Here is a 23,928-nt window from a genome sequence, read left to right on the forward strand (position 1 = left end):
GTCTACGTCACCCACGACCAGGTCGAGGCCATGACCATGGGCGACCGGGTCGCGGTCCTCAAGGACGGCGTCCTGCAGCAGGTCGACACCCCGCTGAACCTCTACGACCGGCCCCGCAACAAGTTCGTCGCCGGCTTCATCGGGTCGCCTGCGATGAACCTGATCACCGCCCAGATCGTCGACGGCGGCGCCAAGATCGGCGACTATGTCGTCCCGATCGCCCGCGACCTGCTCGCCAAGGCCGGCGACGACAAGACCCTCACCCTCGGCGTCCGTCCCGAAGCGCTGCACATCTCCGACCAGGGGCTGCCGGTCAAGGTCTCGGTGATCGAGGAACTCGGCTCCGACGCGTTCCTGTACGGGTCGGCGGACCACGCCGAGAACCAGCAGATCATCGCCCGCATCGGCACTCGTCTGCACAACGACAAGGGCACCGAGGTCTACCTCGCACCCGACCCCGACAAGCTGCACCTGTTCTCCACCTCCACCGAGGAGCGCTTGACCGCCTGAGCAGGAGTTGGGGCCTCGGCCCGTTGGACTACCACAACTACGGAGACCCGTGGAAAGAACAGCGCCACAGCGGCGATTGAGCTGGCAGACCGGAACTGTCGTCGAAGCGGTCCAGGAAACGACGGAGGCCCGGACGATCAAGATCGCCGTACCCGAGTGGACCACGCATCGTGCCGGGCAGCACGTAGATGTGCGGCTCACCGCGCCCGACGGGTACCAGGCCGAACGCAGCTACTCGATCGCGTCGGCGCCTGAGGACGAGTACGTCGCGCTGACCGTCGAGCGGATCGAGAACGGCGAGGTCTCGCCGTACCTCGTCGACGAGGTACGGGTGGGGGACGAGCTCGAACTCCGCGGCCCGGTCGGCGGGTACTTCGTCTGGGGTGACAAGCTCGGCGGCCCGTTGTTCCTGGTGGCAGGCGGATCGGGGCTCGTCCCGCTCCGGGCGATGCTGCGGCACCACCGGGCTGCCGGCAGCCGGGTGCCGGTGCGGGTGCTGTGCTCGGCTCGATCGCTGGACCTGCTGATCTATCGCGACGAGTTGATGGAGATCGCCGCGTACGACCTGTTCGACATCTCGGTCACGCTGACCCGGGAGCCGGCCGGCGGCTGGCGCGGGTACCGGCGGCGGGTCGACGGCGAGCTGCTGACGGAGACCGGCTGGCCGGCCACGGACCGGCCCTTGACCTACATCTGCGGACCGACCGGCTTCGTCGAGACGGCAGCTGACCTTTTAGTTGCCTTGGGCCATGATCCGCTCCGGATCCGGACCGAACGCTTCGGCGGAACGGGGGTGACGCGCGTCGACTCCGGGGGACTGACCTGAGACAGTCGCGGGCCGCGTGGACCAGGTCGCCCCGTGGATGACCCGGTGCTTACCAGCCAGTGGCTAGCCGTGTGGCCGGTCCGCGGCCGGGATGCGGTTCACCCAGGGAATACGGGCAGTCGGCGACGTAAACTCCGCAGCGTGTTGCACGATCGGCAGGATGAGAATCGGCTGCTCAACAGCCTTCTCGATGCTGTTCGCGCTGGTCGTAGCCGCAGCCTGGTCGTGTGCGGGGAGCCCGGCGTGGGCAAGACCGCATTGCTCGACCATTTCGTGCGGCAGCTGTCCGACTGCCGGGTGGCATCGGTGTCCGGCCTCGAGGCCGAGCAGGAGCTGGCCTTCGCGGGCCTGCACCAGATCTGCCGGCCATTCCTGGACGGACTCGAGGTTCTGCCGGAACCACAGCGCAACGCGCTGTCGACCGCCTTCGGGCTGCGGACCGGACCGCCTCCCGACCCGTTCCTGATCGGACTCGGCACCTTGAGCCTGCTGGCCGAGGCGGCGACCAGACAGCCGTTGGTCTGCATCGTCGACGACGCTCAGTGGTTCGACACCGCGTCGCTGCAGGCCCTGACGTTCGTTGCCCGGCGGATGGTGGCCGAGCGGATCGCGATGGTGTTCGCGGCGCGTGACTGCGACGGGGCCAAGGATTTCGCGGGTATCCCGCAGTTGGCGCTCGGAGGGCTGGACGACGATGACGCGCGCGAGCTGCTGCGTACGGTGTTGCCTGGTCCAGCGGACGAGCGGGTACTCGACCAGATCGTCGCCGAGTCACGGGGAATTCCGCTCGCACTGCTCGAGGCGCCGCGGACGCTGGATCCGGCCCAGCTGGCCGGCGGGTTCGGCCTGCCGGCGTCGGAGCTCGTGCCGCGGTCGGTCGAGGAGACGTACATTCGCGCCCTGGACGAACTCCCCGCGGACTCCCGGCGGCTCTTGGTGATCGCTGCGGCGGAGCCATTGGGTGACGCGCTGCTGACGTGGCGTGCCGCGGAGTCGCTCGGCATCGGTCTGCCGGCCGCCGGACCGGCGGAGGCGTCCGGCCTGGTACGGATGGGGACGCGGATCCGGTTCCGGCATCCGCTGGTCCGGTCGGCTGTCTACCGTTCGGCCGCACCGGAGGAGGTCCGCCAGGCACATGCGGCCCTTGCGGCAGTCACCGATCCGGGTGCCGACCCCGAGCGACGCGCCTGGCACCGGTCGCAGTCGGTGATCGGGCCGGACGAGGATGTCGCCGGCGAACTCGAGGAATCGGCGGCCAGGGCTCAGCGCCGCGGCGGTCTGATCGCCGCAGCCGCCTTCCTGTCGCGAGCGGTTGAGCTGACCGGCGGGTCGTCGCGCCGTACCCGACGGGCGATCGCGGCGGCCCGGGCCTTCCACCAGGCCGGTCGTTCCGAGGACGCGTTGCGGCTGCTGCTGGTCGCGGAGACAGGCCGCCTCGACGAGCGGACGCGGGCGGAGGTCGATGTGCTCCGGGCGCAGATCGCCTTCACCGCCAATCGCGGCGTCGAGGCGCCACCGCTGCTGCTGCGGGCAGCGCGCCAGCTGGAGACGATCGACCCGGCGAAGGCTCGTGAGACGTACCTCGATGCGATGTTCGCGGCGATGTTCGCCGACGGCGGGTCGGCGAAGAGCCTCGCCGAGGTTGCAGAGGCAGCCCGGAACGCGGTCCGGCCGACCGCTCCGGGTGCCACGGACCTGCTGCTCGACGGGCTGGCGGTGCGCTTCACGGACGGCTATGCGGCCGCGGTTCCGCTGCTGACGGAGGCACTGGCGGCGTTCCAGGACGTGACGCTCACGGCTGAGTCCATGCGCTGGTTCTGGCTCGCGCACATCGTGGCGGGCAATCTCTGGAACGAGCAGACGCTCGACAACCAGCGTCACCTGGACCTGGCGCGGGCGCTCGGAGCGATGGCGACTCTCCCGCTCGCGCTCAGCGTCCGGATGGGCGCGCACGTCATGACCGGCGAGCTCGACCGAGCCGCCGGACTGCAGACCGAGCTCGACGCAGTGAACGAGGTGACCAGGCTGCCCATGGCTCCGTACGGCGCTTTGCTGCTGGCAGCGTGGCAAGGACAGGAGCAGCGCGCCCGGGCGTTGATCGTCCGGGCGGTGAGCGAGGCGCATCGTCGTGGCGAGAGTTTCGGTCTGATCCTGACCGGAACGGCCGCCGCTGTGCTGAACAACAGCCTCGGGCAGTACCAGGAGGCATACGAGGAGGCGACGAAGGCCGCGCAACGGCCGCCGGTCATGGGCGTGGAGCCGTGGGCCGTCCTGGCCGAGCTGGCGGAGGCGGCGGTGCGACTCGGCCGTCATGCCGAAGCCGAAGCGGCCTGCGAACGGCTGGCCGAGACGACCCAGGCCACGCGTACCGCCTGGGGGCTTGGGATCGAAGCCCGCTGCCGCGCGTTGCTGGCTGTCGACGACGATGCGGAAGCGCAGTACCGGACGGCCATCGAGCACCTCTCGCAGACGCGGATCCACGGCGAGCTCGCCCGCAGTCACCTGCTGTTCGGCGAGTGGCTCCGCCGGGCGAACCGCGTGACGGAGGCGCGGGAGCAGCTGCGGACGGCGTACGAACAGTTCAACCGGATGGGGATGCAGGCGTTCGCGGAGCGATCCGCCGGCGAGCTGAGGGCAGCGGGTGGTCCGGTGCCGATCGCCGCGGGCACCTCGACTCCGGACCTGCTGACGGCGCAGGAGGCGCAGGTCGCCCGGCTGGTCGCGGACGGTTTGTCCAACGCTGAGATCGCCGCTCGGCTGTTCCTCAGCCCGCGGACCGTCGAGTGGCACTTGGGCAAGGTGTTCGCGAAGCTCCAGCTGACGTCACGCCGGCAACTACGGCACGAGCAGCTGCCGGGCTCCAGCTGATCCCGGGACCTACCAGTGCCCGATACCGGGGATCTGACAGAAGCGGTCACCGGGGCTTGCGGCGGACAGTCGCTGCTGTGACCAGTGCAGAGGAAACCCAGGAGTTCGACGTTGTTGTAATCGGTGCCGGTCCGATCGGCCAGACACTGGCCGACCGTGCGCGAGCCGGTGGCCTGACGGTGGCGGTGGTGGAGCGCGAGCTCGTCGGCGGCGAATGCTCGTACTGGGCCTGCATCCCGAGCAAGGCGATGTTGCGTCCGGTGGTCGCGATCGCGGAGGCGACCGAGGTCGACGGCGCGCGCGAGGCAGTGACGGGATCGATCGACGCCAAGGGTGTCTTCGGTCGCCGCGACCGGTACGTCACTGGCTGGGACGACTCCGGTCAGGCGGACTGGGTCGGCAGCATCGGCGCGACACTGATTCGCGGGCACGGCCGGCTCGACGGCCCACGCCGCGTCGCGGTGACGACGGCCGACGACCGGGTGCTCATTCTGACGGCACGGCAGGCGGTGGCCATCTGCACCGGAAGTATCGCCGCGGCACCGGACCTGCCGGGAATCGCCGAGGCGCGGCCGTGGACAAACCGGCATGCGACCGACAGCAGCGTCGTCCCGGGCCGGCTGGTGGTCGTCGGCGGTGGCCCGGTAGGCGTCGAGATGGCGACGGCATGGAACGGCCTGGGAGCCGAGGTCACCTTGATCGCGCGCGAGCACCGGCTGCTGACCCAGATGGAGCCGTTCGCAGGCGAGCTGGTGGCCGAGGGGCTGACCGTCGCCGGTGTGACGGTGCGTACGGCGTCGATCGTCGAGTCGCTGCGCCGCCCGGCCGACGCCGGACCGGTGACGGTCGCGCTCGACAACGGTGACAAGGTCGAGGCCGACGAGGTGCTCTTCGCGATCGGGCGTATCCCGCTGACCGGCGACATCGGTCTGGAAACGGTCGGGCTGCCGTCCGGCACGTGGCTCGAGGTGGACGACACCTGCCGGGTCCGCGGTGTCGACGACGGTTGGTTGTACGCGCTCGGTGACGTGAACCACCGCGCGCTGCTGACTCACCAAGGCAAGTACCAGGCCCGGATCGCAGGCCAGGCCATCGTCGACCAGGCTGTCGACCGGCCGCTCGACCTGGCGAGTTGGGGGCCGCACGTGACCAGCGCGGACGCGGCCGCCGTACCGCAGGTCGTGTTCACGACGCCCGAGGCGGCGTCGGTCGGGCGGACCGCGGCCCGTGCGGAGGTGGACGGCTTCCGGACTCGCGTGGTCGACGTCGAGATCGGTGACGTCGTGATCGGCGCCAAGCTGTACGCCGACGGGTACCGTGGCCGCGCCCGCATGGTCGTGGACGAGGACACCCGGACGCTGCTCGGCGTCACGTTCGTCGGTCCTGGCGTCACCGAGCTCCTGCACTCTGCGACGGTGGCGGTCGCGGCCCAGGTCTCGATCGACCGGTTGTGGCATGCGGTCCCGTCGTTCCCGACCATCAGCGAGGTGTGGTTGCGCCTCCTCGAAGCGTACCGAGGCTGAGGGAGCGTGCGCGCATGATCGATTGGGGACAGGTGACGCCGGCGGAGGTCGAGCGGGCGATGGACGAGTACGACCGGCTGGGTGCCGAGCCGTTCTTCGCCGCGCACGGCTTCGCGCCGACGACGACGTACGAGCTGGTCCGTGACGGGCGGACGTATCCGCCGAAAGCGATCCTGGGCACGGCATTCGAGCTTGCGACCGGACGCCGGCTCACGTCGGCCGAATTCGAAGGCGGCAAGGCAGGAGCGGTGAAGGTGCTCGGCCAGCTGGGATTTGCCGTGCAGCGCAAGGGGAAGCGATAACGGAGCCGCTGAGCAACAGCAGGCAGTCGACACTGCGGGATCGCGCGTCGACGGGTGGTACGAGCGGTAGCAGGCGAAGGCCCCGGCGTTTGGCCGGGGCCTCGGTTTCAGGCGGTCGGGTGTTCCTGCAGATAGCGGACCAGCCCGGCGACGTCTTCCGGAACGAGCCGGCCGATCGCCCCGCTGGAGTAGACGCTGACGACGACCTTGCCGTCGGGATCGAGGACGAATCCGGTGGACTGCAGATACTGCGGGTCGGGATTCACGAACGCCCCGGTGAGGTCGGCGACCGCCGCTGCGTCGGCCCCGAAGCCGACCGGGAAGGCGAGCTTGTGCCTGGCGATCAGCTCGGCAGTGGTCGCCTCGTCATCGACCGACAGCGCCGCCACGCGCACCCCGACCTCGTCCAGCGAGCTCGTCGCACGCTGGAAGGCTCGCAGTTGCGTGTTGCAGTACGGGCACCAGGACCCTCGGTAGAACAGCATCACGCCGAATCCGCCGTCGAACAGTGCCGGGACGGTGACCTTCTCACCGCCGGGCACAGCGAAGGTCAGATCCGGGAACCGATCTCCGGGATGAAGCAGAGGCATCAGCAGGACTCCTGTCGAGTGGGTGGTTGCTCGCCGTACTCCCTCAGTCTTCGAACCACGGCACCGCAGCGCTTCCGGCAGGTGCCCAGTCTCTACCCCGGCCCACCACCGGCCGTTCGAACCGGATGACCACCCTCTGGTGGCTCGCCCTTGACATCCTTACTGAGTGGACTCATTATTGAGTCTACTCAGATTAACTCGCGTCATCGGAACGAGAAGGAAAGGCGTCATGCGAGCGTTCGTCGTCAGTCGGTACAAGGGGCCGTTGCAGGAGGCGGACGTTCCCGAGCCTGTGGTCGGCGAGCATGACGTGCTTGTCCAGGTCCGGGCTGCCGGGGTCAACATGCTCGACGAGAAGATCCGGGCCGGTGAGTTCCGGCAGATCCTCCCGTACAAGCTGCCGCAGATCCTCGGCAACGACGTCGCCGGAACGGTGGTCGGTGTCGGCGCGAAGGTGCGGGGGTTCAGGCTCGGCGACGAGGTGTACGGCCGGCCCGACAAGAACCGCATCGGAACGTTCGCGGAGCGTATCGCGGTCGCCGAGGCCGACCTGGCGCCGAAGCCGGTGTCGGTCAGCTTCGAGGAAGCGGCCTCGGTGCCACTCGTGGCCCTGACCGCGTGGCAGGCGCTCGTCGAGCGCGGCAACCTTCGGCCGGGGCAACGGATCCTCATCCATGCCGGCGCGGGCGGAGTCGGCTCGGTCGCAATCCAGCTCGCGAAGTACCTCGGCGCCATGGTCGCCACCACGGTCAGTGCCGGCAACGCCGACTTTGTGCGCGAGCTCGGGGCGGACGTCGTCGTCGACTACCGCAGCCAGGACTTCGAACAGCTCCTCGCCGGATACGACCTGGTCCTGGACAGCCTCGGCGGCAAGAACCTCGAGAAGTCGCTCCGCGTCCTCCGCCCCGGCGGGAAGGTGATCGGTATCGCCGGGCCTCCCGACGCGGCGTTCGCCCGCGAGCTCGGCGCGAACCCGCTGCTACGGCTGGCGATGACCGCCCTGAGCAGCCGTATCCGCCGCCAGGCCCGGCGCCTCGGCGTGACGTACGAGTTCCTCTTCATGCATGCCAGCGGCGATCAGCTTCGCCAGATCACCGCGCTGGTCGACGACGGCGTACTGCGGCCTGTCGTCGGACGGGTCTTCGACTTCGACCAGACCGTTCAGGCGGTGCAGTCGCTGGAAGTCGGCGGCATCCGCGGCAAGGCCGTCATCACCGGGCCGTGACACACCCATCTCATCAGTCATCAACCAGAAAACAGGAGAACACCATAACACCAGCAGGCACTTACACGACAGCTCCATCACGGCGTACAAAGACGCCCCCGGCCGCACCGTCGATGCCGGCGGCGTCACCTACGCGTACCGCGAACTCGGGCCGAAGGGCGGGATCCCTGTCGTCTTCTTCGTCCACCTGGCCGCGACCCTCGACAACTGGGACCCCCGGATCATCGACGCCATCGCGAAGGGCCGCCACGTCATCGCCTTCGACAACCGTGGAGTCGGGGCGTCGACGGGCCGCGTGCCGGACAGCGTCGAGGCGATGGCTGACGACGCCTACACCTTCATCACGGCGCTGGGGTTCGACAAGGTCGACATCTTCTCCTTCTCGCTCGGCGGCATGATCGCCCAGGCCCTCGTGGTGAAGCACCCCGAGCTCGTCCGCAAGCTCGTCCTCACCGGCACCGGCCCGCGGGGCGGCAAAGACATGGACAAGGTCGACCGCATCACCTACTACGACATCCTGCGCGCCACCCTGACCCGGTCCGATCCCAAGGAGTTCCTGTTCTTCAACCGCAACGCCACCGGCAAGCCGGCCGCGCGCGCATTCGTCAACCGGCTCGAGGAGCGCACCGTCGACCGCGACGCGCCGATCAGCGTAAGGGCGTTCCAGACCCAGCTGAAGGCGATCAAGAAGTGGGGCCGTTCCGCCCCCGAGGACCTCTCGAAGATCACCCAACCCACCCTGATCGCTAACGGCGACAACGACCGCATGGTGCCGTCGATCCTGTCCGAGGACCTGCACCGACGCATCAAGAACAGCCGGCTGATCATCTACCCCGACTCCGGGCACGGCGGCATCTTCCAGTACACGAGACGTTCGCGCCTGCCGCGGCCGAGTTCCTCGCGCCCTGACCATCCGAACAGCCCAAGCACGCGAGGCGCGCGCTCCGCGGGACAAGGGTCCCGCTCGTCACCGTGGAAGAATGAGGGCCGGCACATTCGAGCCCGCACAGCCGGAGCCCGTACAGCAGACAAGGACGGCAGCCATGCCACTCGACTCCCGACCGGTCGGACGGCGCGAACGGAACAAGCAGGAGAAGCTCGAACGCATCACTGCCGCTGCCCGGGACCTGTTCGCCGAGCGCGGCGTCGACGAGGTCACCACCCAGGAGATCGCCGACAAGGCCGACATCGGAACGGGCACCCTGTTCCTCTACGCGAAGACCAAGGGCGAGCTCCTCCTGCTCGTGCAGAACTCCACGTACGCCGATGCCCTCGCGCAAGGCAGGTCGGCGGCCGAGAGCATCCCCGACGTGCTCGACGCCGTCATGGCGATCATCCGGCCGGTCGTGGAATGCAACCGCAAACAGGTCGACAACGGGCGGACCTATCTGCGCGAGATTGTCTTCGGCGACCCCGAAGAGCCCTACCACCGCGACGCGCTCGCCCTGACCGTGCAGACCGAGAAGGCGATCGCCGACGTGCTGCAGCGGGACGGGCGCACCAGCGCCGGCGACGCGGCGACGCTCGCGCACGTCGTCTCCGCGATCATGTTCGTCAGCATGGCGGCGACGATCAACATCGACAACCCGGTCGGCGACATCGTGCAGGAGATCAGAGACCAGGTCCGGGTCCTGCTGCCGAGATGATTCCGAGGGGGCCGGGTCCGACGGGCGTCTCGACGGCGGTGGTCAGGCGGGTTGGGGAAGGCGGCCGGTGCTGATGAGCCAGTCGGCGACCTGGACCAGTGGGAGATCCACGGTTGCCGCGCACGATCGGAGCAAGGCGTTCGCGACGTGGCCGGGGATCTGGTACCGGCTCATCAGGATTCCTTCGGCGATTCCGAGGAGGAGTGCCGGGTGGGTCCAGTCCCCGAATGGCTCGGAGAGTCCGTCGTCTTCAGCATCCATGCGAGACGTCCTTCAAGGCCCTTCTCGGCTGGGCGGGCTGATGCAGGTCTGCCTTCGTGGTGCGGCTGCGGGTGACTCGCCTGTTCCGGCTTCGACGGTCACCCGGCGGTTGTTCCACTGTAGGTCATGTATCAGTTCGGTTCAGGTGCGGTATCTGCCACCAGCTTCGCGGCGACCTCTCGGAGCTTGATGTTCTCGCTCTGGGAGATCCGGACCAGGAAGGCGAACGCGCGCTCCGGATCCACCTGGTAGCGCTCCATGACGATGCCGACCGCTCGGCCGATTTCTTCTCGCGGGTCCAGGACAATCGCCGGGCTGGTTGCGTGTCGGCTCCAGCCCAGCGCGACCGCGGCCAGGTTCGCGAACATCAGACCCAGGAGCCGGTCATCCTGGCCGATGCTGTGCGGCTGGTTGGCGTACAGATTCAGCGCTCCGCGCACGTGCGGGTCGGCCCGGAACTGGAAAGCCACCTGTGCTCGCAGGCCGAGATCCGCGGCCTTGGGGCCGAACACCGGCCAGCGCGGGTCGTCGCGGAGGTCGTTGACCTGCACGATCGGTTCCTCGATCGCGGCGTCCAGGCAGGGGCCCTGGTGCAGCTCGTACTGCAGCACATCGGCGCGTGCCGCGATCGCATCCGTGGGGGCCAGCGTCTGGATCTCGCCGGTTCTGGTGGTCAGCGAAACGCTCGCGTGATCGATCGAGGGAATGGTGTCGGCCGCGCTCCAGGTGATCATCCGCACCGCGTCGACCCCATCGAGCGGGAACCGCAGCGATGCAGCCACCTTCTCCATCGCTTCGAACAGCTGCGATATCTCCACAACCAGTGCCCTCTCGTCATTGGGCCTGACAAGCACCCAGGAAACCTTCAGCCCGCGCACTCGAATCTATCCCGTCCCGCGGGCCTATCGGTTAGCGTTCGTCCAGGGGAAAGTGTGGTGGGATGGAGCGGCGCTGGACGAGCTCTGCGGTTGCCCGCCGGCTGACTGGACTGCTCGCGGCCGGTCTGCTGGTCGCTGCCGTGACCGGGCTCATCAAGCTCGGCGAGCCCCACGTCCCGACACTCAGCCTGCTGGTGCTCTATCTGCTCGCGGTACTGCCCATCGCGATCGTCTGGGGTACGCCACTCGCTGTCGTCACGGCCGTGCTCAGCGTGTGGGCGTACGCGTACTTCTTCATCAGCCCGCTGCACTCCCTCGTGCTTGCCGACGCCCAGGACGCGATCGGCTTGGGTGTGTTTCTCGTGACGGCGGTGGTCGTGGGCGAGCTTGCGGCTCGGCTACGGCGGGCGGCGCTGGAGGCCCAACGGCTGTCGAACGAACAATCCGGGCTCCGGCGGGTCGCAACTCAGGTGGCTCAAGGGGTGGCGCCGAGTGTCCTGTTCACAGCCGTGACCGAGGAGGTGGGGCGACTCTGCGACGCCGATCTCGCGCGGATGGAGCGGTACGAACCGGACGGGACGGTCACCGGAGTCGCGGCCTGGAGCCGGGTGCCCGCCCATCTGGCCGTCGGCGAGCGGTTCGATCTCGACGGCCTGAGCATCGCCCGTGAGGTACGACGCCACGCCGGACCGATCCGGTTGGACAGCTTCGCCGGTGCATCGGGCGCGATCGCGCAGGAGGCGCAGGCCCTCGGAATCCGTTCCTCGATCGGCTGCCCGATCACCGTGGGCGGCCGGCTCTGGGGTGTCGTCGCCGCCTCCAAGACCAACGACATACCCTTCCCGGCCGCGACCGAGGCACAGATCGCGGGCTTCACCGAGCTCGTCGCCACCGCGATCGAGAACGCGGAGGCCCGGGCCGAACTGATGGCATCCCGCGCCCGCGTGGTGGTCACCGCCGACCGGACGCGCCGCCAGATCGAGCGCAATCTGCATGACGGCGCACAGCAGCGGCTCGTCTCACTCGCGCTCCGACTGCAGACGGCCCAGACGAAAGTGCCGCCCGAGCTGCCCGAGCTGAACGCGGAGCTGGACCAGGTACACAGCGGACTGACCGATGCCCTGGACGAGCTCCGCGAGACGGCGCGCGGAATCCATCCGGCGGTCCTCGCCGAGGGCGGCCTCAGCCCGGCACTGAAGTCGCTGGGCCGCCGGTCGACGATCCCCATCCGCCTGACACTCCGCGCGGAGCCGCGGCTGTCGGAGCGGCTCGAGGCGAGCGCCTACTACGTCGTGTCCGAGGCTCTGACCAACGCGGCGAAACACTCGCACGCCTCGCTGGTCGCGGTCACCACCGACATCACCGGCGACGCGCTCCGCGTCGAGATCCGCGACAACGGGCAAGGCGGCGCGGACTTCAGCCGGGGCACCGGGCTGCTCGGCCTCCGCGACCGGGTGGAAGCACTGGGCGGCCGGCTGAATCTTGACAGTCGCCGCGGCGCTGGTACCACCTTGACCGCTGAGTTCCCGCTGACCGGCAGCTGACGTCCGCCGGAGCCAACGCTCGATCGCACAGTTCGATTGCGCAGGTCGATTGCACAGCTCGATTGCACAGAGAGTCGCGTTAGCTGGAATGCGCCGGGGCCCCCGCCGCGTGATTCTGGAGCCATGGGGTTGCGCTGCTTCATCGTCGACGACAGCACTGACTTCCTGGACGCCGCCCGGTCCCGCCTCGAAAGTGACGGGGTCACCGTGGTCGGAGTCGCCTCGACGATCGACGAGGCGTTGGCGCGACTGGCCGACGCCGAGGCCGACGTCGTACTCGTCGATGTGAACCTCGGCAGCGAGAGCGGCCTCGACCTGGCCCGGCGGATCCAGACCGAGACGACGGTGGACCCCGCGCAGGTCGTTCTGATCTCCACCCACGCGGCGGAGGACCTGATCGATCTGGTCGAGAGCGTGCCGGCCGCGGCTCTGCTGTCCAAGACAGCGTTGTCGGGTGTGGCTCTTCGCCGGATCCTCGACGGCAGGTAGGTCTACCGTGAGGAGATGACGATCGACTCGGCCGTCGATGGCGGTGCGACACGCACCCGCGTCCTGCTGGCCGAGGACGACGTACTGCTGCGCCAGGGGCTGGCCAGCCTCCTCGAGCAGTCGGGGTTCGAGGTCGTCGGACAGACCGGCGACAGTGTGTGGATCCTCCCGCTGGTGCGGGACCTTTCGCCCGACCTGGTCGTGGTGGACATCCGGATGCCGCCGACGCACAGCACCGAAGGGCTGGACGCGGCCCGGGAGATCCGGCGCGAGTTCCCGACCACCGGGATCCTCGTCCTGTCGGCCCACGCCGAGGTCGAGCACGCCATGGAGCTGCTCGCGTCCGGCCAGCGGATCGGCTACCTCCTGAAGAGCCGGGTGACGGATGTGGGCGACTTCATCGAGACGATGGAGCGGATCCTCAGAGGTGGCTCGGTGATGGACCCTGCCCTGGTCCAGGAACTGGTCGACGCCCGCCGGGCCGACGACCCGCTCGCCGAGCTCAGTCCACGAGAGCACGAAGTACTCGCACTGATGGCCGAGGGTCGCTCCAACTCGGGCATCGCACGCCGGCTGTGGGTGACCGAAGCGACTGTGGAGAAGCATGTCCGGCATGTCTTCGCCAAGCTGCGCCTCCCCGAGACCAGCGACGACCATCGCCGGGTGCTGGCTGTGGTCCGCTATCTCGACGCCCACTGAGTACCCGTCAGCCAGCCGCCAGGATTCCGGTTAGCGGGTAGCCCGTCTGGACGCTGGCCATGCTGACGCCCGCCCTCCGATAGCGGATCGTATTGATGAGATCAGCGGCCTGGGGAACGACCAGAGGGACCGATCGCGATGTTCACGACAAGGCCCCGGCCCGGAGCCGACTGGTGGCGGACCGCCGTCATCTACCAGGTCTACCTGCGCAGCTTCCACGACTCCGACGGCGACGGTGTCGGTGATCTGGCCGGCGTCCGCGCGAAGCTCCCGTACCTGGGGGCCCTGGGAGTGGACGGCATCTGGCTCAACCCGTTCTACCCCTCACCGCAGCACGACCACGGGTACGACGTCTCCGACTACTTCTCGGTCGATCCCCGCTACGGCACCCTCGACGGTTTCGACCATCTGGTTCAGGACGCGCACCAGCATGACATCAAGGTCCTCATCGATCTTGTCCCGAACCACTGCTCGATCGAGCATCCCTGGTTCGCGGCGGCGCTGGCCGCAGGCCCGGGCAGCCCCGAGCGCGAGCGATTCCACTTCGCCGACGGCCGGGGCGAGGAACCGCCCAACAACTGGCGCTCCGTCTTCGGCGGCCCGGCCTGGCAACAGGTTCCCGACGGCCAGTGGTACCTGCACAGCTTCGCGCCGGAGCAGGCCGACTTCAACTGGCGCCACCCGGACGTGGCGGCGTACTTCGAGCAGGTACTGCGATTCTGGCTCGAGCGCGGCGTCGACGGCGTCCGCATCGACGTGGCGCACGGGTTGCACAAGGCGGCCGGACTGCCGGACCACGGGCAGGCGATCGACGACGAGCTCACCGGCGACCCGCTCAACCCGTACGCGTGGAACCAGCCCGAGGTGCACGACGTCTGGCGCCGTTGGCGGCAGATCGCCGATGGATACTCGGCCTTCACCGGCCGCGAACGTGTGCTGATCGGCGAGGTCGGCGTACTGGATACCCGGCAACTCGCGCTGTACCAGCGGCCGGACGAACTGCATCAGACCTTCTACTTCGAGTTCCTGCGCGCGCACTGGGATGCGCAGATTCTCTCCGACGTCGTCGACCGCGGGCTGGACACGATCCAGGACGCCGGCTCCTCGGTCGCCTGGGTGCTGAACAACCACGACATGCCGAGATCCGTCACCCGCTACGGCGGTGGGGCCCCGGGCGCACACGCCGGGGACCTCGATCTCGGGACCGCACGTGCGCGGGCGAGTGTGCTGCTGATGCTCGCGCTGCCGGGAGCGGCGTACCTCTATCAAGGCGAGGAGCTCGGTCTGCCGGAGGTCACGGATCTGCCGGACAGTGTGCTGACCGATCCGATGTTCCACCGCAGCAACGGGGCACGGCGGGGCCGGGACGGCTGCCGGATTCCCTTGCCCTGGTCGGCCGGCCAGGACGCGTTCGGCTTCTCCTGGTCAGATCCGTGGCTGCCGCAGCCTGACTGGTTCGCCACGCATGCTGTGGACCATCAGCTGAGCCGGGGCGAATCGATGCTGCATCTGTACCGCGAGGCACTTGGCGTACGCCGGCGGCTCCCGGCACTGGCTTCGAACGACTTCGATTGGCTGGCGACCGAACCCGGCGTACTGGCCTTCACCCGCGGCGACGGTTTCTGCTGCGTCGTCAACTGCTCGTCGAGAGTGGTCGCTCCGCCGGTCGACGGCGAACTACTGCTCGCGAGTCACCAGGAAGCGGGCGACAAACTCCCGCCCAACAGCGCGGCGTGGTACCTGCTGTCGCCGTCGACCCCCACCTAGCAGGCGGGCCTGGCGTCTTGAGAACCCCTCCAACACCTCGGCGCCAGGCCTGCCCTTCCAAGGAGTTCCGATGCGACAGATTCGGATAACCAAAGTCACTCGAAGAAAAGACAGACGGTACGACGACGACGCTGCACTCCCGCTCGACCCCAGGGACCCGGACATCGCCCGAGCCAAGCAAGCGTCGTCGAACGCAGCTACCGAGGTCGCGGATCGACGCTTGCGCTGATCGCCTCGAGGTCGAGGGCAAGCGCTGCGGTCCAGCTGAAGTTCTGGGCTCCGTGGGGCGTGCCCGTGAAGGGGTCGATGTATTCGGCGTAGTCGGTGGACTCCGCGAGGGCGAGGAAGTCGGCTCGAAGAGTCTGGGCGAGGTTCGTCTGGTTCAGACCGACGAGGCCACGGTGGATGAGCCAGGCTGTGTTGAACCAGCTCGGACCGCGCCAATAACGGCCGGGGTCGAAGTCGGTGGCGGTGAGGCTGTAGCTGGGTATGAGCCGGGTCTCGCCGAGCCGGAACCGCGGCCCGAGCGCCGTGGCGAGGAGCTCGTCGGCGACCGGCAGCTCCGGCACGATGAGCGGGATCAGGCCGGCAACGGTGTCCGACGGAACGAGATCTCCCGTCTGTACGTCGCGCGAGCGGAATATGCCGTCCCCGAACAACCGCCCGACCAGCGTCTCGGTGAGGGCGGCGGCGTACCGGCGATGCGGGGCGGGGTCGTGACCGAGGACCCCGGCGATCTCGGCCAGCGCGTGCTCGGAGGAGATCAGCAACGCGTTGAAACAAGGATCCTCGACGACGAAGGCTTGCGGTGTCTCGCGGTCGTCGTACCCATGGTCGCGGTACGTCGCCGCGAGCTGGACGTAGCGCCCGTAGTCGAGGTCGGTCGGCCGGTCGGCGCCCGCGGCGTGGTCGGTGTCGCGCCTGGTGAAGGATCCGGCCGGCGCGGGTGTGACCCGCTGGAGTGGCAGGTCCCATGCGGGACTGTTGTCCATGCCGGATTCCCACGGGTGCACGATCGCGACCAGTCCGCCGTCTTCGTGCGTACGGCGATCGCGCAGGTACCCGTGCCACGCCACCAGCCGCGGGTAGATCCGCTCCAAGAACCCCGTCGAGGCGGGATCGGCCTGGTACGTGAGCCACGCCGCGAGGGCGTGGATCGGAGGCTGGACGATCCCCGAGGTCTCGGTCCCGTCAGCCAACCGGGCCTGCCAGAAGTCGGGACCGGGGAAATAGGCGTCCCGCGGCACGCTCGGCGAGAACGCAATGTGCGGAACACGCCCGTCCGGCCACTGCGCCCGCATCAGCGATTCCAGCTCGGTCCGCGCGCGGCCGACCGACACATGGCGTAGCCCGATGGCTATGAACGCCGAGTCCCAACTCCACTGATGCGGATACAACGACCGCGAAGGAACCGTCGAGTGTCCGGTCCAGTTCTCTTCCAGCACACGCGCTGCGCCGTCGCTCATCAGCTTCCTCGGGGTCAGTACCGGCCCAGCGCCAGGCCCTTGGCGAAGGAGCGCTGAGCCACCAGGAACAACAATGCTGTCGGCAACGATACGAGGACCGCGGCCGCCAGTACGACGGTGTAGCTGGCGCCACCGCCCTCGATGGACTGCAGTCCGGTGAGGACGGCATGAAGCAATGGCTGCGTTCGGCACTCGAGTTCAAGGCGTCCGTGGGACGTGGCTTGGTGGTGGCGATCTCTCTAGCAATTTGGACACCTTCCAGGCTGGCTTGAAGGCGGGACTGGATCCGGTACGAGCGGTGTTCGAGGCGTTGGGCCCCGGACTGCCAGAGAAGGCGCCATGGCCGGATGAGTGCCATTGGAAGGTGTCACCGGTTCGCTACATGAGGTGAGTCAGCGCGAAGCGCATGTGGCGTTGCGGCGATGGATGGATGCGAAGGTGGATCGGATCTCTGAGCTCCGTCGACTACTGGAACGCAACGGCGTCGCGCTGAAGCCCGACGAGACGGGGCTGCGGTTCGGTCAATGACTGCTACCACATCAGCGTTTTCCCTTGCAAGTAAGGGCTTCCTTTGATTGCAGGAACATGCAGCGGGGTTGCGCCGGCGGCATTTCGAACGATACAACTCTTTCTGTCTTCGCCGGTGTCGCTCGGGGTGCGCCGGATCCGCCCGACTTTGGAGCGTCGATGTGCCGCGCCCGTAGATCGCTGATGCACGCATGTACCCCCGCGGCAGCTAATCCCGCCCGCTAGGAGTTGAACGCAGTGGAGTCGGGTGGTTGCAGACGGTTCAGGTATGGGCCGGTTTGGTTGCTGATCGGCAACATTTTCACTGAATGGGGCAAGAGATCCGTATTCTCGCTCCGGGGAAATCTCGTTCGACCTGGGGGGATCATGCTTCGCAAGGTGCTTGCTGCCGTGGCCGCGTTGGTGGTTGCGGCGGCAGCGGTGGTGTTCTTCAATCGTGCGGCTGACGCGGCTGCTGCGAGTATCACCATTACCGCCACACAGGCGTCGAACGGGACGACGACCCTGACGTACCGCGCGACGGTGCTGAAGGCCGGGACGATTCGTGAGATCACGATGGCGATTCCGGCTGGGACGACCGGACGCGTGACATCGATCAACGGCACGGTCAGCTCGGCGTCGTCGACGGTCTTGCGGTGGCGGCCGAGCCGGACCACGAACGTGGCCGTCGGCGCCAAGCTTGCGATTCCGATGTACGGGTTGCGGCTGCCGGCCGGGGGTCCGTGGACGCTGGGCTTCAAGACGGTCGGTACGACTGGGGCGACACTGACGTCCGGTGCCGGGGTCTTGCAGCCGCTACGGACGTACACCGCATCGGTGGCGGTCAAGGCGACCAACCCGATTCCCGCTCAGACGACGAACCTGACGTACCAGAGCACTGTCACCAAAGCCGGCGCTCTGGGCGCGGTCCGGATGCAGTTGCCGACCAACTCAACGGGCACCCTGAGCACGATCAACGGGACGCTCAGCCTCGGCGGCGGTTACGCGACTTGGAAGCCGAAGGCCGCCATCAACGTCGCAGCGGGCGCGCGGCTGGCGATCCCGGTGAACGGAGTCCTGCTGTCCAAGTACGGCGGCACGATGACGCTGAGCGTGTCCGCGACAACATCGACCGGAACCGTCCTGAGTTCCGGCAGCGCAAGCATCTCGTTCATTGCGCCACCCGCCCCGATGCCCGTCCTCGAGGCGGCCGGCTTCGCCGCGGCTCCGGCCGGATGCCCGGACAGTTGGCCGACGACGAGCGCCGAGAACGCGAAGGCCGGCACGGGTGAGTGGGTGATCCCCACCAGCATGGACGGCCCGCTGGCGGCGTACCTGACCGAGGTGTCGGCCACCTGCGGCGACACGGTGGACCTCAAGGTCAGCTCCGGCAATCCAGTGAGCGTCGTCGCCTATCGGATGGGCTACTACGGCGGACTCGGGGCACGTGAGATCTGGCGTCAGGACGACGTACCGACTGTGGTCCAGGAGGCTCCGACGACCGGAGGTACGTCGGTCGACGGCAAGCCGTTGCGGATGACGACGGCTGCGAATTGGACGAAGACACTGAGCATCCCCGTGGACAACACCTGGGTGCCGGGCACGTATCTGATCAAGGTCAGCGACGGGACGTATGCCTCGTATGCGCCACTGACGGTCCGCGACGACACCGGTACGAAGCACGACCTGCTGATCCAGCAAGCCAACGCCACGTGGCAGGCGTACAACAGTTACGGCGGCGTGAGCTTCTACACCGGGGTGGACACGGGTTCGGGCCGGCTGACGTTCGACCGCCCGTACAACGAGGGCCAGGGCTCCGGACAGTACCTGTCGCTCGAGCAGGGACTGGTGTTCTGGGCAGAGTCGAAGGGACTGGACGTCACCTATTGGACCGACAACGACCTGGACCAGTACGGCGGCCAACTGTCATCGCGTGCCGGAACGATCTTCCTGCCCGGCCACGACGAGTACTACTCGTTGCGGATGCGTGCCGCACTGAGTCAGGCCATCAGCAAGGGCGTGAATGTCGCCAACCTCGGCGCCAACACGGCGTACCGGCTGATTACCTACACGGACGGCTCCAGGCGTGCGTGGGATATCGATCGCTACACCGATGGCTACAACTCCACGACCTGGCGGTACCAGGGCGATGCCTATGCGTCGCAAGCACTGTTGGGCGCGGACTACATCTGTCCGGTGCTCGGAAACACCATGACCACCGGGAGTAGCTGGATGTTCAGCGGCGTACCGACTGGCACTACGCTGCCCGGCTTCATTGCCGGCGAGGTCGACTACGTCTGGCCGGATCTGTACAAGCAGCCCGGGCTGGCGACAATCGCCAGCGGAACCGGGACGTGTCACTCGAACGGCCGAGGTGTGCCGATGAATGCCACGGCCTACACAGCACCATCAGGCGCTCGGGTCGTGAACGGCTCCACCTTCGCCTACGGCTGCTTCCTGGTACGACGCTGCCCGTCCAACTGGGCCGTTCCGGCTCCGGACGTGAACTCTCAGAAAGCAGTCGCGACGATCGTCGGCAACGTTACGGAATGGGTCTCGCGAGGAGCGATCGACGTACCTGCCGACACCACAGCCGCGGCGATACGGGTCGTCGTACCGAAGCAGACGCTGCACACCAACACCCAACCCTGATAGACGGATCTCAGGTCCCATGCACACGCCCCGGCCGACCTTGCGGCCGGGGCAAGCCCAAGCCTGATCGGCTGTGCCAGCTGCCGCGTCCCGCCCTCTCAGGCGTGAGCGCGCACCGCGATGGCGACGCCGGCCTCGGGCGAGCGCTAGAGGTGCCGGTAGCCTCGGTCCACGCGTTGTCCGGGCCGAGCGCCCGGATCCTGCGAATCCGTCCTCCGCGGCGGTACACCGTGAAGCCGCCGTCACGGTCAATTGCTTGTCCTCGGTGAGGACGAGGAAGTCGACCACGAGAGCGACCAAGGTGCCGTCGGAGGCGACACCCCAGTAGCACGGGTAGGCGCCATCGCCGTAGCCGCTGCTGGCCATGACCGAATCGGTCACATCGCCGAGGAGACTGAAGGCTGTACCCGGAGCTGCTTCCAGCTGTTCGGCCTGCTGGACGAACAACTCGTCGGCCCGCTGTGCCTCGCAGCGACAAGGTCCGCCAGGTCGAGGATTGCCACGTTGGCGTAGTCCACGCCGATGATGTGTGTTCCATTTGTCCGTTGGGCGGCGTGCCAGGTGGCAACGGGAAGGTCTGAGAGCCGCAGGCGCAGCGCCACGTTCGCCTTGTCCACCGTGGCGACCTCAACCGGGTACGTTCCGGCCGGCACTCGCCGGGCGAGCGGTTCGAGGTCGAATCCGTTGTAGCTGAAGTCGCGGGCGGTCAGGACACCTGACTGGCAGGAGATGTCCCCGAGTCGATGCGCGCTGAGGTTCGCCGAGGTGCCGAACGGGGCGACCTCACGACCGGCTGCGAACAGGCTCGGGATGTTCAGCTCGAGGTCGGGGTCGATCGGGTCAAGGGGTCCTTCGGTCCGCGCTGCGGTCAGCAACCGTTGTGCTTCGCTCTCGTCGATCAGTGGTGCTCCCGGCGGATCAACGAACGACATAACCCGATCGATGCGCCACTGCCCGTCGAGAATCACGAGTCGGTATTCGGAGTACCTGCGTTGCGTCCCCTGCTCTGCCACCGAGCGCACGATTGCGTGGTCATCGTGACCGATGACCTGCGTGACGGCCTCGCTCGTAGGACTGTGGGCCGGCCGGCTGGACAGGACTCCCTCTTCGCCTGTCTGCGTGCCGGGCAGACAGTGGGAGTCGACCAGGTGAGCCAGTTCAGCTAGCCACGCCTCCGAGAGGCTCGAGTCGAAGGACAGCTCCGTCGGGGCCCGTACCGCGCGCTCCCACCCGTGATGGAAGTCGGCGATGAAAGCCTCTACACGAGCCTGCGCATCAGGGTTGCTGGATGCTTTCGAGGATCCTGCCTTGGGCTCGTTTGACGGGCTGACGCGGACCGAGCTGGGCCGCGGGGCCTGGATCGATGTGCTGACAGCGGTGACGTTGCGGACGTGCCGTCATGGTCGCGGAACTTCGCCTGCGGTCGCTGCTTGGTGGGCCTGCCATTCTTATCCGTTTCGATGACCTTGGTGGAGATGCTCCCCCAGGCTCCGATGGGCAGCGGTGGTCTCGACATCTCATGCCTCCAACCGGTCTGATGGTTGGCTGCTCAACGCGTCTGGGTCCGGTGAAGCCGAGAAGTTGGCAACGATGCGAAGCGATGTGATGTGACGCACAGTCGCGGTCAGATGAAGGCTCAAATGGCGGACGCGCAGGCGCGAGATCGAAGGCGTGGCAATCGCTGTCGGGGCAAAGAGGTGAGTAAGAGGTGACCTGTAGACAGCAAGAAGCCCAAGCCACTCGCGTGGCCTGGGCTGTTGTGCGCCGCCAGGGACTCGAACCCCGAACCCGCTGATTAAGAGTCAGCTGCTCTGCCAATTGAGCTAGCGGCGCATTTCTTGCTTTCGAACGAAGAGGATCGTAGCAGGGCTGTGGGGGAGAAGCGAAATCGGTTAGCGGGTGAGGATGGTCATGGCGGCGTTGTGGCCGCCGAGGCCGGAGACGGCGCCGCCGCGGCGGGCGCCGGAGCCGCAGATCAGGAGGTTGGCGGCGTCGGTTTCGGTGCCCCAGCGGCCGGCTTCGGAGGCGTCGGTGACCCAGGGCCATTGGAGGTCGCCGTGGAAGATGTGGCCGCCGGGCATGCCGACGGATGCTTCGATGTCGTACGGCGATTTGGCCTCGATGCAGAGGTTGCCGTCGGCGTCGCGGGCGATGCAGTCCTCGAGCGGCTCGGCGAGGTACGACTCGAGGCCGGCCAGGACCCGGCGGGTGGCTTCGGTGCGGACGGCATCGTTGTCTGAGGCAAACAATCGGGCCGGGAAGTGGACGCCGAAGACCGTCAGGGTCTGGTGGCCGGAGGCAATCAGTTCGGGGGACAGGATGGTCGGATCGGTGAGCGAGTGGCAGTAGACCTCGGACGGCGGCACGGCCGGCAGCTCACCCTGCAGTGCGGACTGGTACGCCGACTCGAGCTGGCTGTAGTCCTCATCGATGTGGAACGTGCCGGCGAACGCCCGCGCCGGGTCGTCGCCGGTCTTCAGGGCCGGCAGACGACGCAGCAGGAGGTTGATCTTCAGCTGCGACCCCTCCGGCTTCTCCACGCCGGTATGGCCACGCAGCGCAGCCAGCGTCGACGGTGCGACGTTCGACAGCACCCAGGAGCAGTCCACGGACCGCTCACCGTCGCCGCCGAGCCACGTGACCGAGCCGCGTACGCCGTCCACCTCGATAGCGGTCACTGACGAGTTGGTGACGAGTGCGGCACCTGCGCGCCGGGCCGCGGCGGCCAGTGCGTCGGTGACCGCGCCCATGCCGCCGACAGGCACCCGCCACTCACCAGTGCCGTTGCCGATGAGGTGGTAAAGGAAGCAGCGGTTCTGGATCAGCGACTTGTCGTGCAGTCCGGCGAAGGTGCCGATGACGCCGTCCGTCGCGACGACTCCACGGACGGTGTCGTCGGCGAAACGCCGTTCGATGGCCTCGCCCAGCGGGCGCTCTACCAGCTCGTCCCAGAGCGCACCGTCGACACGGGCACGCATGTCATCCGCGGTCTGGAGCGGTTCGAGCAGTGTGGGTGCGACAGCCTCGGCCAGCGAGCTGACCGATCCGTAGAAGTCCGCCCAGGCCTCGTACTCCGTGTCGCCGCCGGTCAGCGCCCGGAACGACTCACGGGTGACCGCACCCTCCGGTCGTTCCACCATCAGGCCGACGTCGCGGCCAGACCGGCGTACCGGCGTGTACGACGCGACCGAGCGCGAGCGGAGATCCAGACCGAGGCCGAGGTCGGCAACGACCTTGTCGGGCAGCAGGCTGACCAGATACGAGTACCGGGACAGGCGGGCGTCCACACCCGGGAACACGCGCTCGCTGACGGCTGCGCCGCCGGTGTGCGCCTGCTGCTCCAGGACGAGGGTGGACAGCCCGGACTGGGCCAGATACGTGGCGGCGACGAGGCCGTTGTGCCCCCCGCCGACTATGACGACGTCGTAGAAGTCCTTCATCCCACCGGCCAATCGAGCTCGTGATAAGCGGCGTCCCAGAACATCCATTCGTAGCGGCACGTCATCGCGAAGTGCTGATGACAACGGTCCCGCTCCGCGGCTCCCACGTCCAGTCCGTCTGTCACGGCGAGCACCTGCTCGACGACCGCGTCGAACTCCTCCGAGCCGTACGTCTCGATCCACCGGCGGTACAGCGGGTCCGGTGAAGACCGCTTGAGCAGCTCCCGCCCGACGTCGCGGTAGATCCAGTAGCAGGGCAGTACGGCGGCCACGGCCTCGGCGTACGTGCCGGTGGCGCACACAGCCGTCAGATACGACATGTACGCCGTTGTGGTCGGACCGGAGCCGGCTGCGTCGACGTCCTCGGCGGTGATTCCCAGTGACTCCAGCAGCGACGTATGCAGCTCGCGCTCGACCGCGATGGCATTGGCGGCGTGCAGCGCGAACATGCTGACAGCGTCCTCATCCGGGGCGCGCCCCGCGACCAGGCTGAGCGCCCGTGAGTACGCCCGCAGGTAGTGGCTGTCCTGAATGATGAAGTACCGGAACGCGTCGTGGTCGAGGGTCCCGTCGGTCAGGCCGGTGATGAACGGGTGCCGGACTATCTGGTCGTACACGGAGACGGCACCGCGGTCCCACAGCTCGCCGGAAAACGTCATCCCAACTCCTCGCCGTTGACTGCGACCGACCTTATCCACAGACGCGGCGACGGTACGAGACGAACGTCACGTGTGC

The 23,928-nt window shown here is 67.8% G+C and carries 21 protein-coding genes, 1 tRNA gene and 1 pseudogene; 14 read left to right on the forward strand and 9 right to left on the reverse strand.

Translation table 11 applies throughout. The features are described from left to right. The 5 genes from AB0J62_RS06710 to AB0J62_RS06730 all read left to right on the forward strand — a co-directional run. Positions 1 to 510 (forward strand): TOBE domain-containing protein (locus AB0J62_RS06710; RefSeq protein WP_363865192.1); only part of this gene is annotated, 510 nt, incomplete at its 5' end. Positions 511 to 559: 49 nt separating this feature from the next. Next, entirely contained in the window at positions 560 to 1,336 is a 777-nt protein-coding gene (locus AB0J62_RS06715; RefSeq protein ID WP_363865194.1) for a ferredoxin reductase, read from the forward strand. Positions 1,337 to 1,477: 141 nt separating this feature from the next. Beyond that, entirely contained in the window at positions 1,478 to 4,204 is a 2,727-nt protein-coding gene (locus AB0J62_RS06720) for an AAA family ATPase (RefSeq protein WP_363865196.1), read from the forward strand. Between the two features lie 77 nt (positions 4,205 to 4,281). Beyond that, a complete protein-coding gene (locus AB0J62_RS06725; RefSeq protein WP_363865198.1) occupies positions 4,282 to 5,727 on the forward strand; it encodes an NAD(P)/FAD-dependent oxidoreductase in 1,446 nt (481 codons plus the stop codon). Positions 5,728 to 5,741: 14 nt separating this feature from the next. Further along, positions 5,742 to 6,029: a hypothetical protein gene (locus AB0J62_RS06730; RefSeq protein ID WP_363865200.1), complete on the forward strand. Its 288-nt coding sequence runs from the start codon at positions 5,742 to 5,744 to the stop codon at positions 6,027 to 6,029. Positions 6,030 to 6,136: 107 nt separating this feature from the next. Here AB0J62_RS06730 and AB0J62_RS06735 read toward each other — a convergent pair whose 3' ends face one another. Then, positions 6,137 to 6,619, reverse strand: coding sequence for a peroxiredoxin family protein (locus AB0J62_RS06735; RefSeq protein ID WP_363865202.1), 483 nt, complete (start codon positions 6,617 to 6,619; stop codon positions 6,137 to 6,139). A 229-nt stretch (positions 6,620 to 6,848) separates the two neighbouring features. Here AB0J62_RS06735 and AB0J62_RS06740 point away from each other — a divergent pair, with 229 nt between their 5' ends. From AB0J62_RS06740 to AB0J62_RS06750, 3 genes and pseudogenes are all read left to right on the forward strand, one after another. Further along, a complete protein-coding gene (locus tag AB0J62_RS06740; RefSeq protein ID WP_363865204.1) occupies positions 6,849 to 7,844 on the forward strand; it encodes an NADP-dependent oxidoreductase in 996 nt (331 codons plus the stop codon). A 223-nt stretch (positions 7,845 to 8,067) separates the two neighbouring features. Then, positions 8,068 to 8,643: pseudogene (locus tag AB0J62_RS06745) on the forward strand (alpha/beta hydrolase); the annotation flags it as partial. 244 nt (positions 8,644 to 8,887) lie between these two features. Continuing rightward, on the forward strand, positions 8,888 to 9,490 hold the full coding sequence (locus AB0J62_RS06750; protein WP_363865206.1) for a TetR/AcrR family transcriptional regulator: 603 nt from the start codon (positions 8,888 to 8,890) through the stop codon (positions 9,488 to 9,490). A 42-nt stretch (positions 9,491 to 9,532) separates the two neighbouring features. Here the strand turns inward: AB0J62_RS06750 and AB0J62_RS06755 are convergent, their stop codons facing one another. Both AB0J62_RS06755 and AB0J62_RS06760 read right to left on the reverse strand, forming a co-directional pair. Continuing rightward, complete coding sequence (locus AB0J62_RS06755) at positions 9,533 to 9,751, reverse strand: hypothetical protein (protein WP_363865208.1); 219 nt, start codon at positions 9,749 to 9,751, stop codon at positions 9,533 to 9,535. A gap of 131 nt (positions 9,752 to 9,882) precedes the next feature. Further along, positions 9,883 to 10,569 (reverse strand): GAF and ANTAR domain-containing protein, encoded by a 687-nt coding sequence (locus tag AB0J62_RS06760; protein WP_363865210.1) that lies wholly within the window; start codon positions 10,567 to 10,569, stop codon positions 9,883 to 9,885. Between the two features lie 122 nt (positions 10,570 to 10,691). Here AB0J62_RS06760 and AB0J62_RS06765 point away from each other — a divergent pair, with 122 nt between their 5' ends. From AB0J62_RS06765 to AB0J62_RS06780, 4 genes are all read left to right on the forward strand, one after another. Further along, positions 10,692 to 12,173 carry a DUF4118 domain-containing protein gene (locus AB0J62_RS06765; protein WP_363865212.1) on the forward strand — a complete coding sequence of 494 codons (1,482 nt, stop codon included), beginning with the start codon at positions 10,692 to 10,694 and terminating at the stop codon, positions 12,171 to 12,173. A 123-nt stretch (positions 12,174 to 12,296) separates the two neighbouring features. Continuing rightward, positions 12,297 to 12,662, forward strand: coding sequence for a response regulator (locus AB0J62_RS06770; RefSeq protein WP_363865214.1), 366 nt, complete (start codon positions 12,297 to 12,299; stop codon positions 12,660 to 12,662). Positions 12,663 to 12,677: 15 nt separating this feature from the next. Continuing rightward, positions 12,678 to 13,361: a response regulator transcription factor gene (locus tag AB0J62_RS06775; protein ID WP_363865216.1), complete on the forward strand. Its 684-nt coding sequence runs from the start codon at positions 12,678 to 12,680 to the stop codon at positions 13,359 to 13,361. Between the two features lie 138 nt (positions 13,362 to 13,499). Beyond that, positions 13,500 to 15,128 (forward strand): glycoside hydrolase family 13 protein, encoded by a 1,629-nt coding sequence (locus AB0J62_RS06780; RefSeq protein WP_363865218.1) that lies wholly within the window; start codon positions 13,500 to 13,502, stop codon positions 15,126 to 15,128. Positions 15,129 to 15,325: 197 nt separating this feature from the next. On the opposite strand, the gene AB0J62_RS06785 is transcribed toward AB0J62_RS06780, so the two are convergent. Next, positions 15,326 to 16,594, reverse strand: a complete 1,269-nt coding sequence (locus tag AB0J62_RS06785; protein ID WP_363865220.1) for a hypothetical protein — start codon at positions 16,592 to 16,594, stop codon at positions 15,326 to 15,328. Positions 16,595 to 16,608: 14 nt separating this feature from the next. Further along, the gene (locus AB0J62_RS06790) at positions 16,609 to 16,770 is read right to left on the reverse strand and encodes a hypothetical protein (protein ID WP_363865222.1); all 162 of its coding nucleotides are present in this window, start codon (positions 16,768 to 16,770) and stop codon (positions 16,609 to 16,611) included. 211 nt (positions 16,771 to 16,981) lie between these two features. Here AB0J62_RS06790 and AB0J62_RS06795 point away from each other — a divergent pair, with 211 nt between their 5' ends. Both AB0J62_RS06795 and AB0J62_RS06800 read left to right on the forward strand, forming a co-directional pair. After that, positions 16,982 to 17,122, forward strand: a complete 141-nt coding sequence (locus AB0J62_RS06795) for a hypothetical protein (protein ID WP_363865224.1) — start codon at positions 16,982 to 16,984, stop codon at positions 17,120 to 17,122. 378 nt (positions 17,123 to 17,500) lie between these two features. After that, positions 17,501 to 19,753 carry a N,N-dimethylformamidase beta subunit family domain-containing protein gene (locus tag AB0J62_RS06800; RefSeq protein ID WP_363865226.1) on the forward strand — a complete coding sequence of 751 codons (2,253 nt, stop codon included), beginning with the start codon at positions 17,501 to 17,503 and terminating at the stop codon, positions 19,751 to 19,753. Positions 19,754 to 20,130: 377 nt separating this feature from the next. Here the strand turns inward: AB0J62_RS06800 and AB0J62_RS06805 are convergent, their stop codons facing one another. The 4 genes from AB0J62_RS06805 to tenA all read right to left on the reverse strand — a co-directional run bounded on the left by AB0J62_RS06805 (position 20,131) and on the right by tenA (position 23,852). Further along, positions 20,131 to 20,766 (reverse strand): DUF4241 domain-containing protein, encoded by a 636-nt coding sequence (locus AB0J62_RS06805; protein ID WP_363865228.1) that lies wholly within the window; start codon positions 20,764 to 20,766, stop codon positions 20,131 to 20,133. Positions 20,767 to 21,513: 747 nt separating this feature from the next. Next, positions 21,514 to 21,586 (reverse strand) — tRNA-Lys (locus tag AB0J62_RS06810). Between the two features lie 59 nt (positions 21,587 to 21,645). Continuing rightward, on the reverse strand, positions 21,646 to 23,193 hold the full coding sequence (locus AB0J62_RS06815) for an NAD(P)/FAD-dependent oxidoreductase (protein WP_363865230.1): 1,548 nt from the start codon (positions 23,191 to 23,193) through the stop codon (positions 21,646 to 21,648). Then, positions 23,190 to 23,852, reverse strand: a complete 663-nt coding sequence (gene tenA / locus AB0J62_RS06820; protein ID WP_363865232.1) for a thiaminase II — start codon at positions 23,850 to 23,852, stop codon at positions 23,190 to 23,192. The genes AB0J62_RS06815 and tenA overlap by 4 nt, the downstream gene beginning before the upstream one ends. Positions 23,853 to 23,928 lie beyond the last annotated feature (76 nt).

Origin of the sequence: Kribbella sp. NPDC049584, from assembly GCF_040675555.1 — a bacterium.
Classification (GTDB): Bacteria; Actinomycetota; Actinomycetes; order Propionibacteriales; family Kribbellaceae; genus Kribbella.

What these genes read in the sequence shown, in the direction of transcription:
- AB0J62_RS06730 (WP_363865200.1), top strand. Translation starts at nt 5,742, where the DNA reads ATGATCGATTGGGGACAGGTGACGCCGGCGGAGGTCGAGCGGGCGATG.
- AB0J62_RS06815 (WP_363865230.1), bottom strand. Translation starts at nt 23,193, where the DNA reads ATGAAGGACTTCTACGACGTCGTCATAGTCGGCGGGGGGCACAACGGC.
- AB0J62_RS06750 (WP_363865206.1), top strand. Translation starts at nt 8,888, where the DNA reads ATGCCACTCGACTCCCGACCGGTCGGACGGCGCGAACGGAACAAGCAG.
- AB0J62_RS06740 (WP_363865204.1), top strand. Translation starts at nt 6,849, where the DNA reads ATGCGAGCGTTCGTCGTCAGTCGGTACAAGGGGCCGTTGCAGGAGGCG.
- tenA (WP_363865232.1), bottom strand. Translation starts at nt 23,852, where the DNA reads ATGACGTTTTCCGGCGAGCTGTGGGACCGCGGTGCCGTCTCCGTGTAC.
- AB0J62_RS06765 (WP_363865212.1), top strand. Translation starts at nt 10,692, where the DNA reads ATGGAGCGGCGCTGGACGAGCTCTGCGGTTGCCCGCCGGCTGACTGGA.
- AB0J62_RS06775 (WP_363865216.1), top strand. Translation starts at nt 12,678, where the DNA reads ATGACGATCGACTCGGCCGTCGATGGCGGTGCGACACGCACCCGCGTC.
- AB0J62_RS06735 (WP_363865202.1), bottom strand. Translation starts at nt 6,619, where the DNA reads ATGCCTCTGCTTCATCCCGGAGATCGGTTCCCGGATCTGACCTTCGCT.
- AB0J62_RS06755 (WP_363865208.1), bottom strand. Translation starts at nt 9,751, where the DNA reads ATGGATGCTGAAGACGACGGACTCTCCGAGCCATTCGGGGACTGGACC.
- AB0J62_RS06770 (WP_363865214.1), top strand. Translation starts at nt 12,297, where the DNA reads ATGGGGTTGCGCTGCTTCATCGTCGACGACAGCACTGACTTCCTGGAC.
- AB0J62_RS06785 (WP_363865220.1), bottom strand. Translation starts at nt 16,594, where the DNA reads ATGAGCGACGGCGCAGCGCGTGTGCTGGAAGAGAACTGGACCGGACAC.
- AB0J62_RS06780 (WP_363865218.1), top strand. Translation starts at nt 13,500, where the DNA reads ATGTTCACGACAAGGCCCCGGCCCGGAGCCGACTGGTGGCGGACCGCC.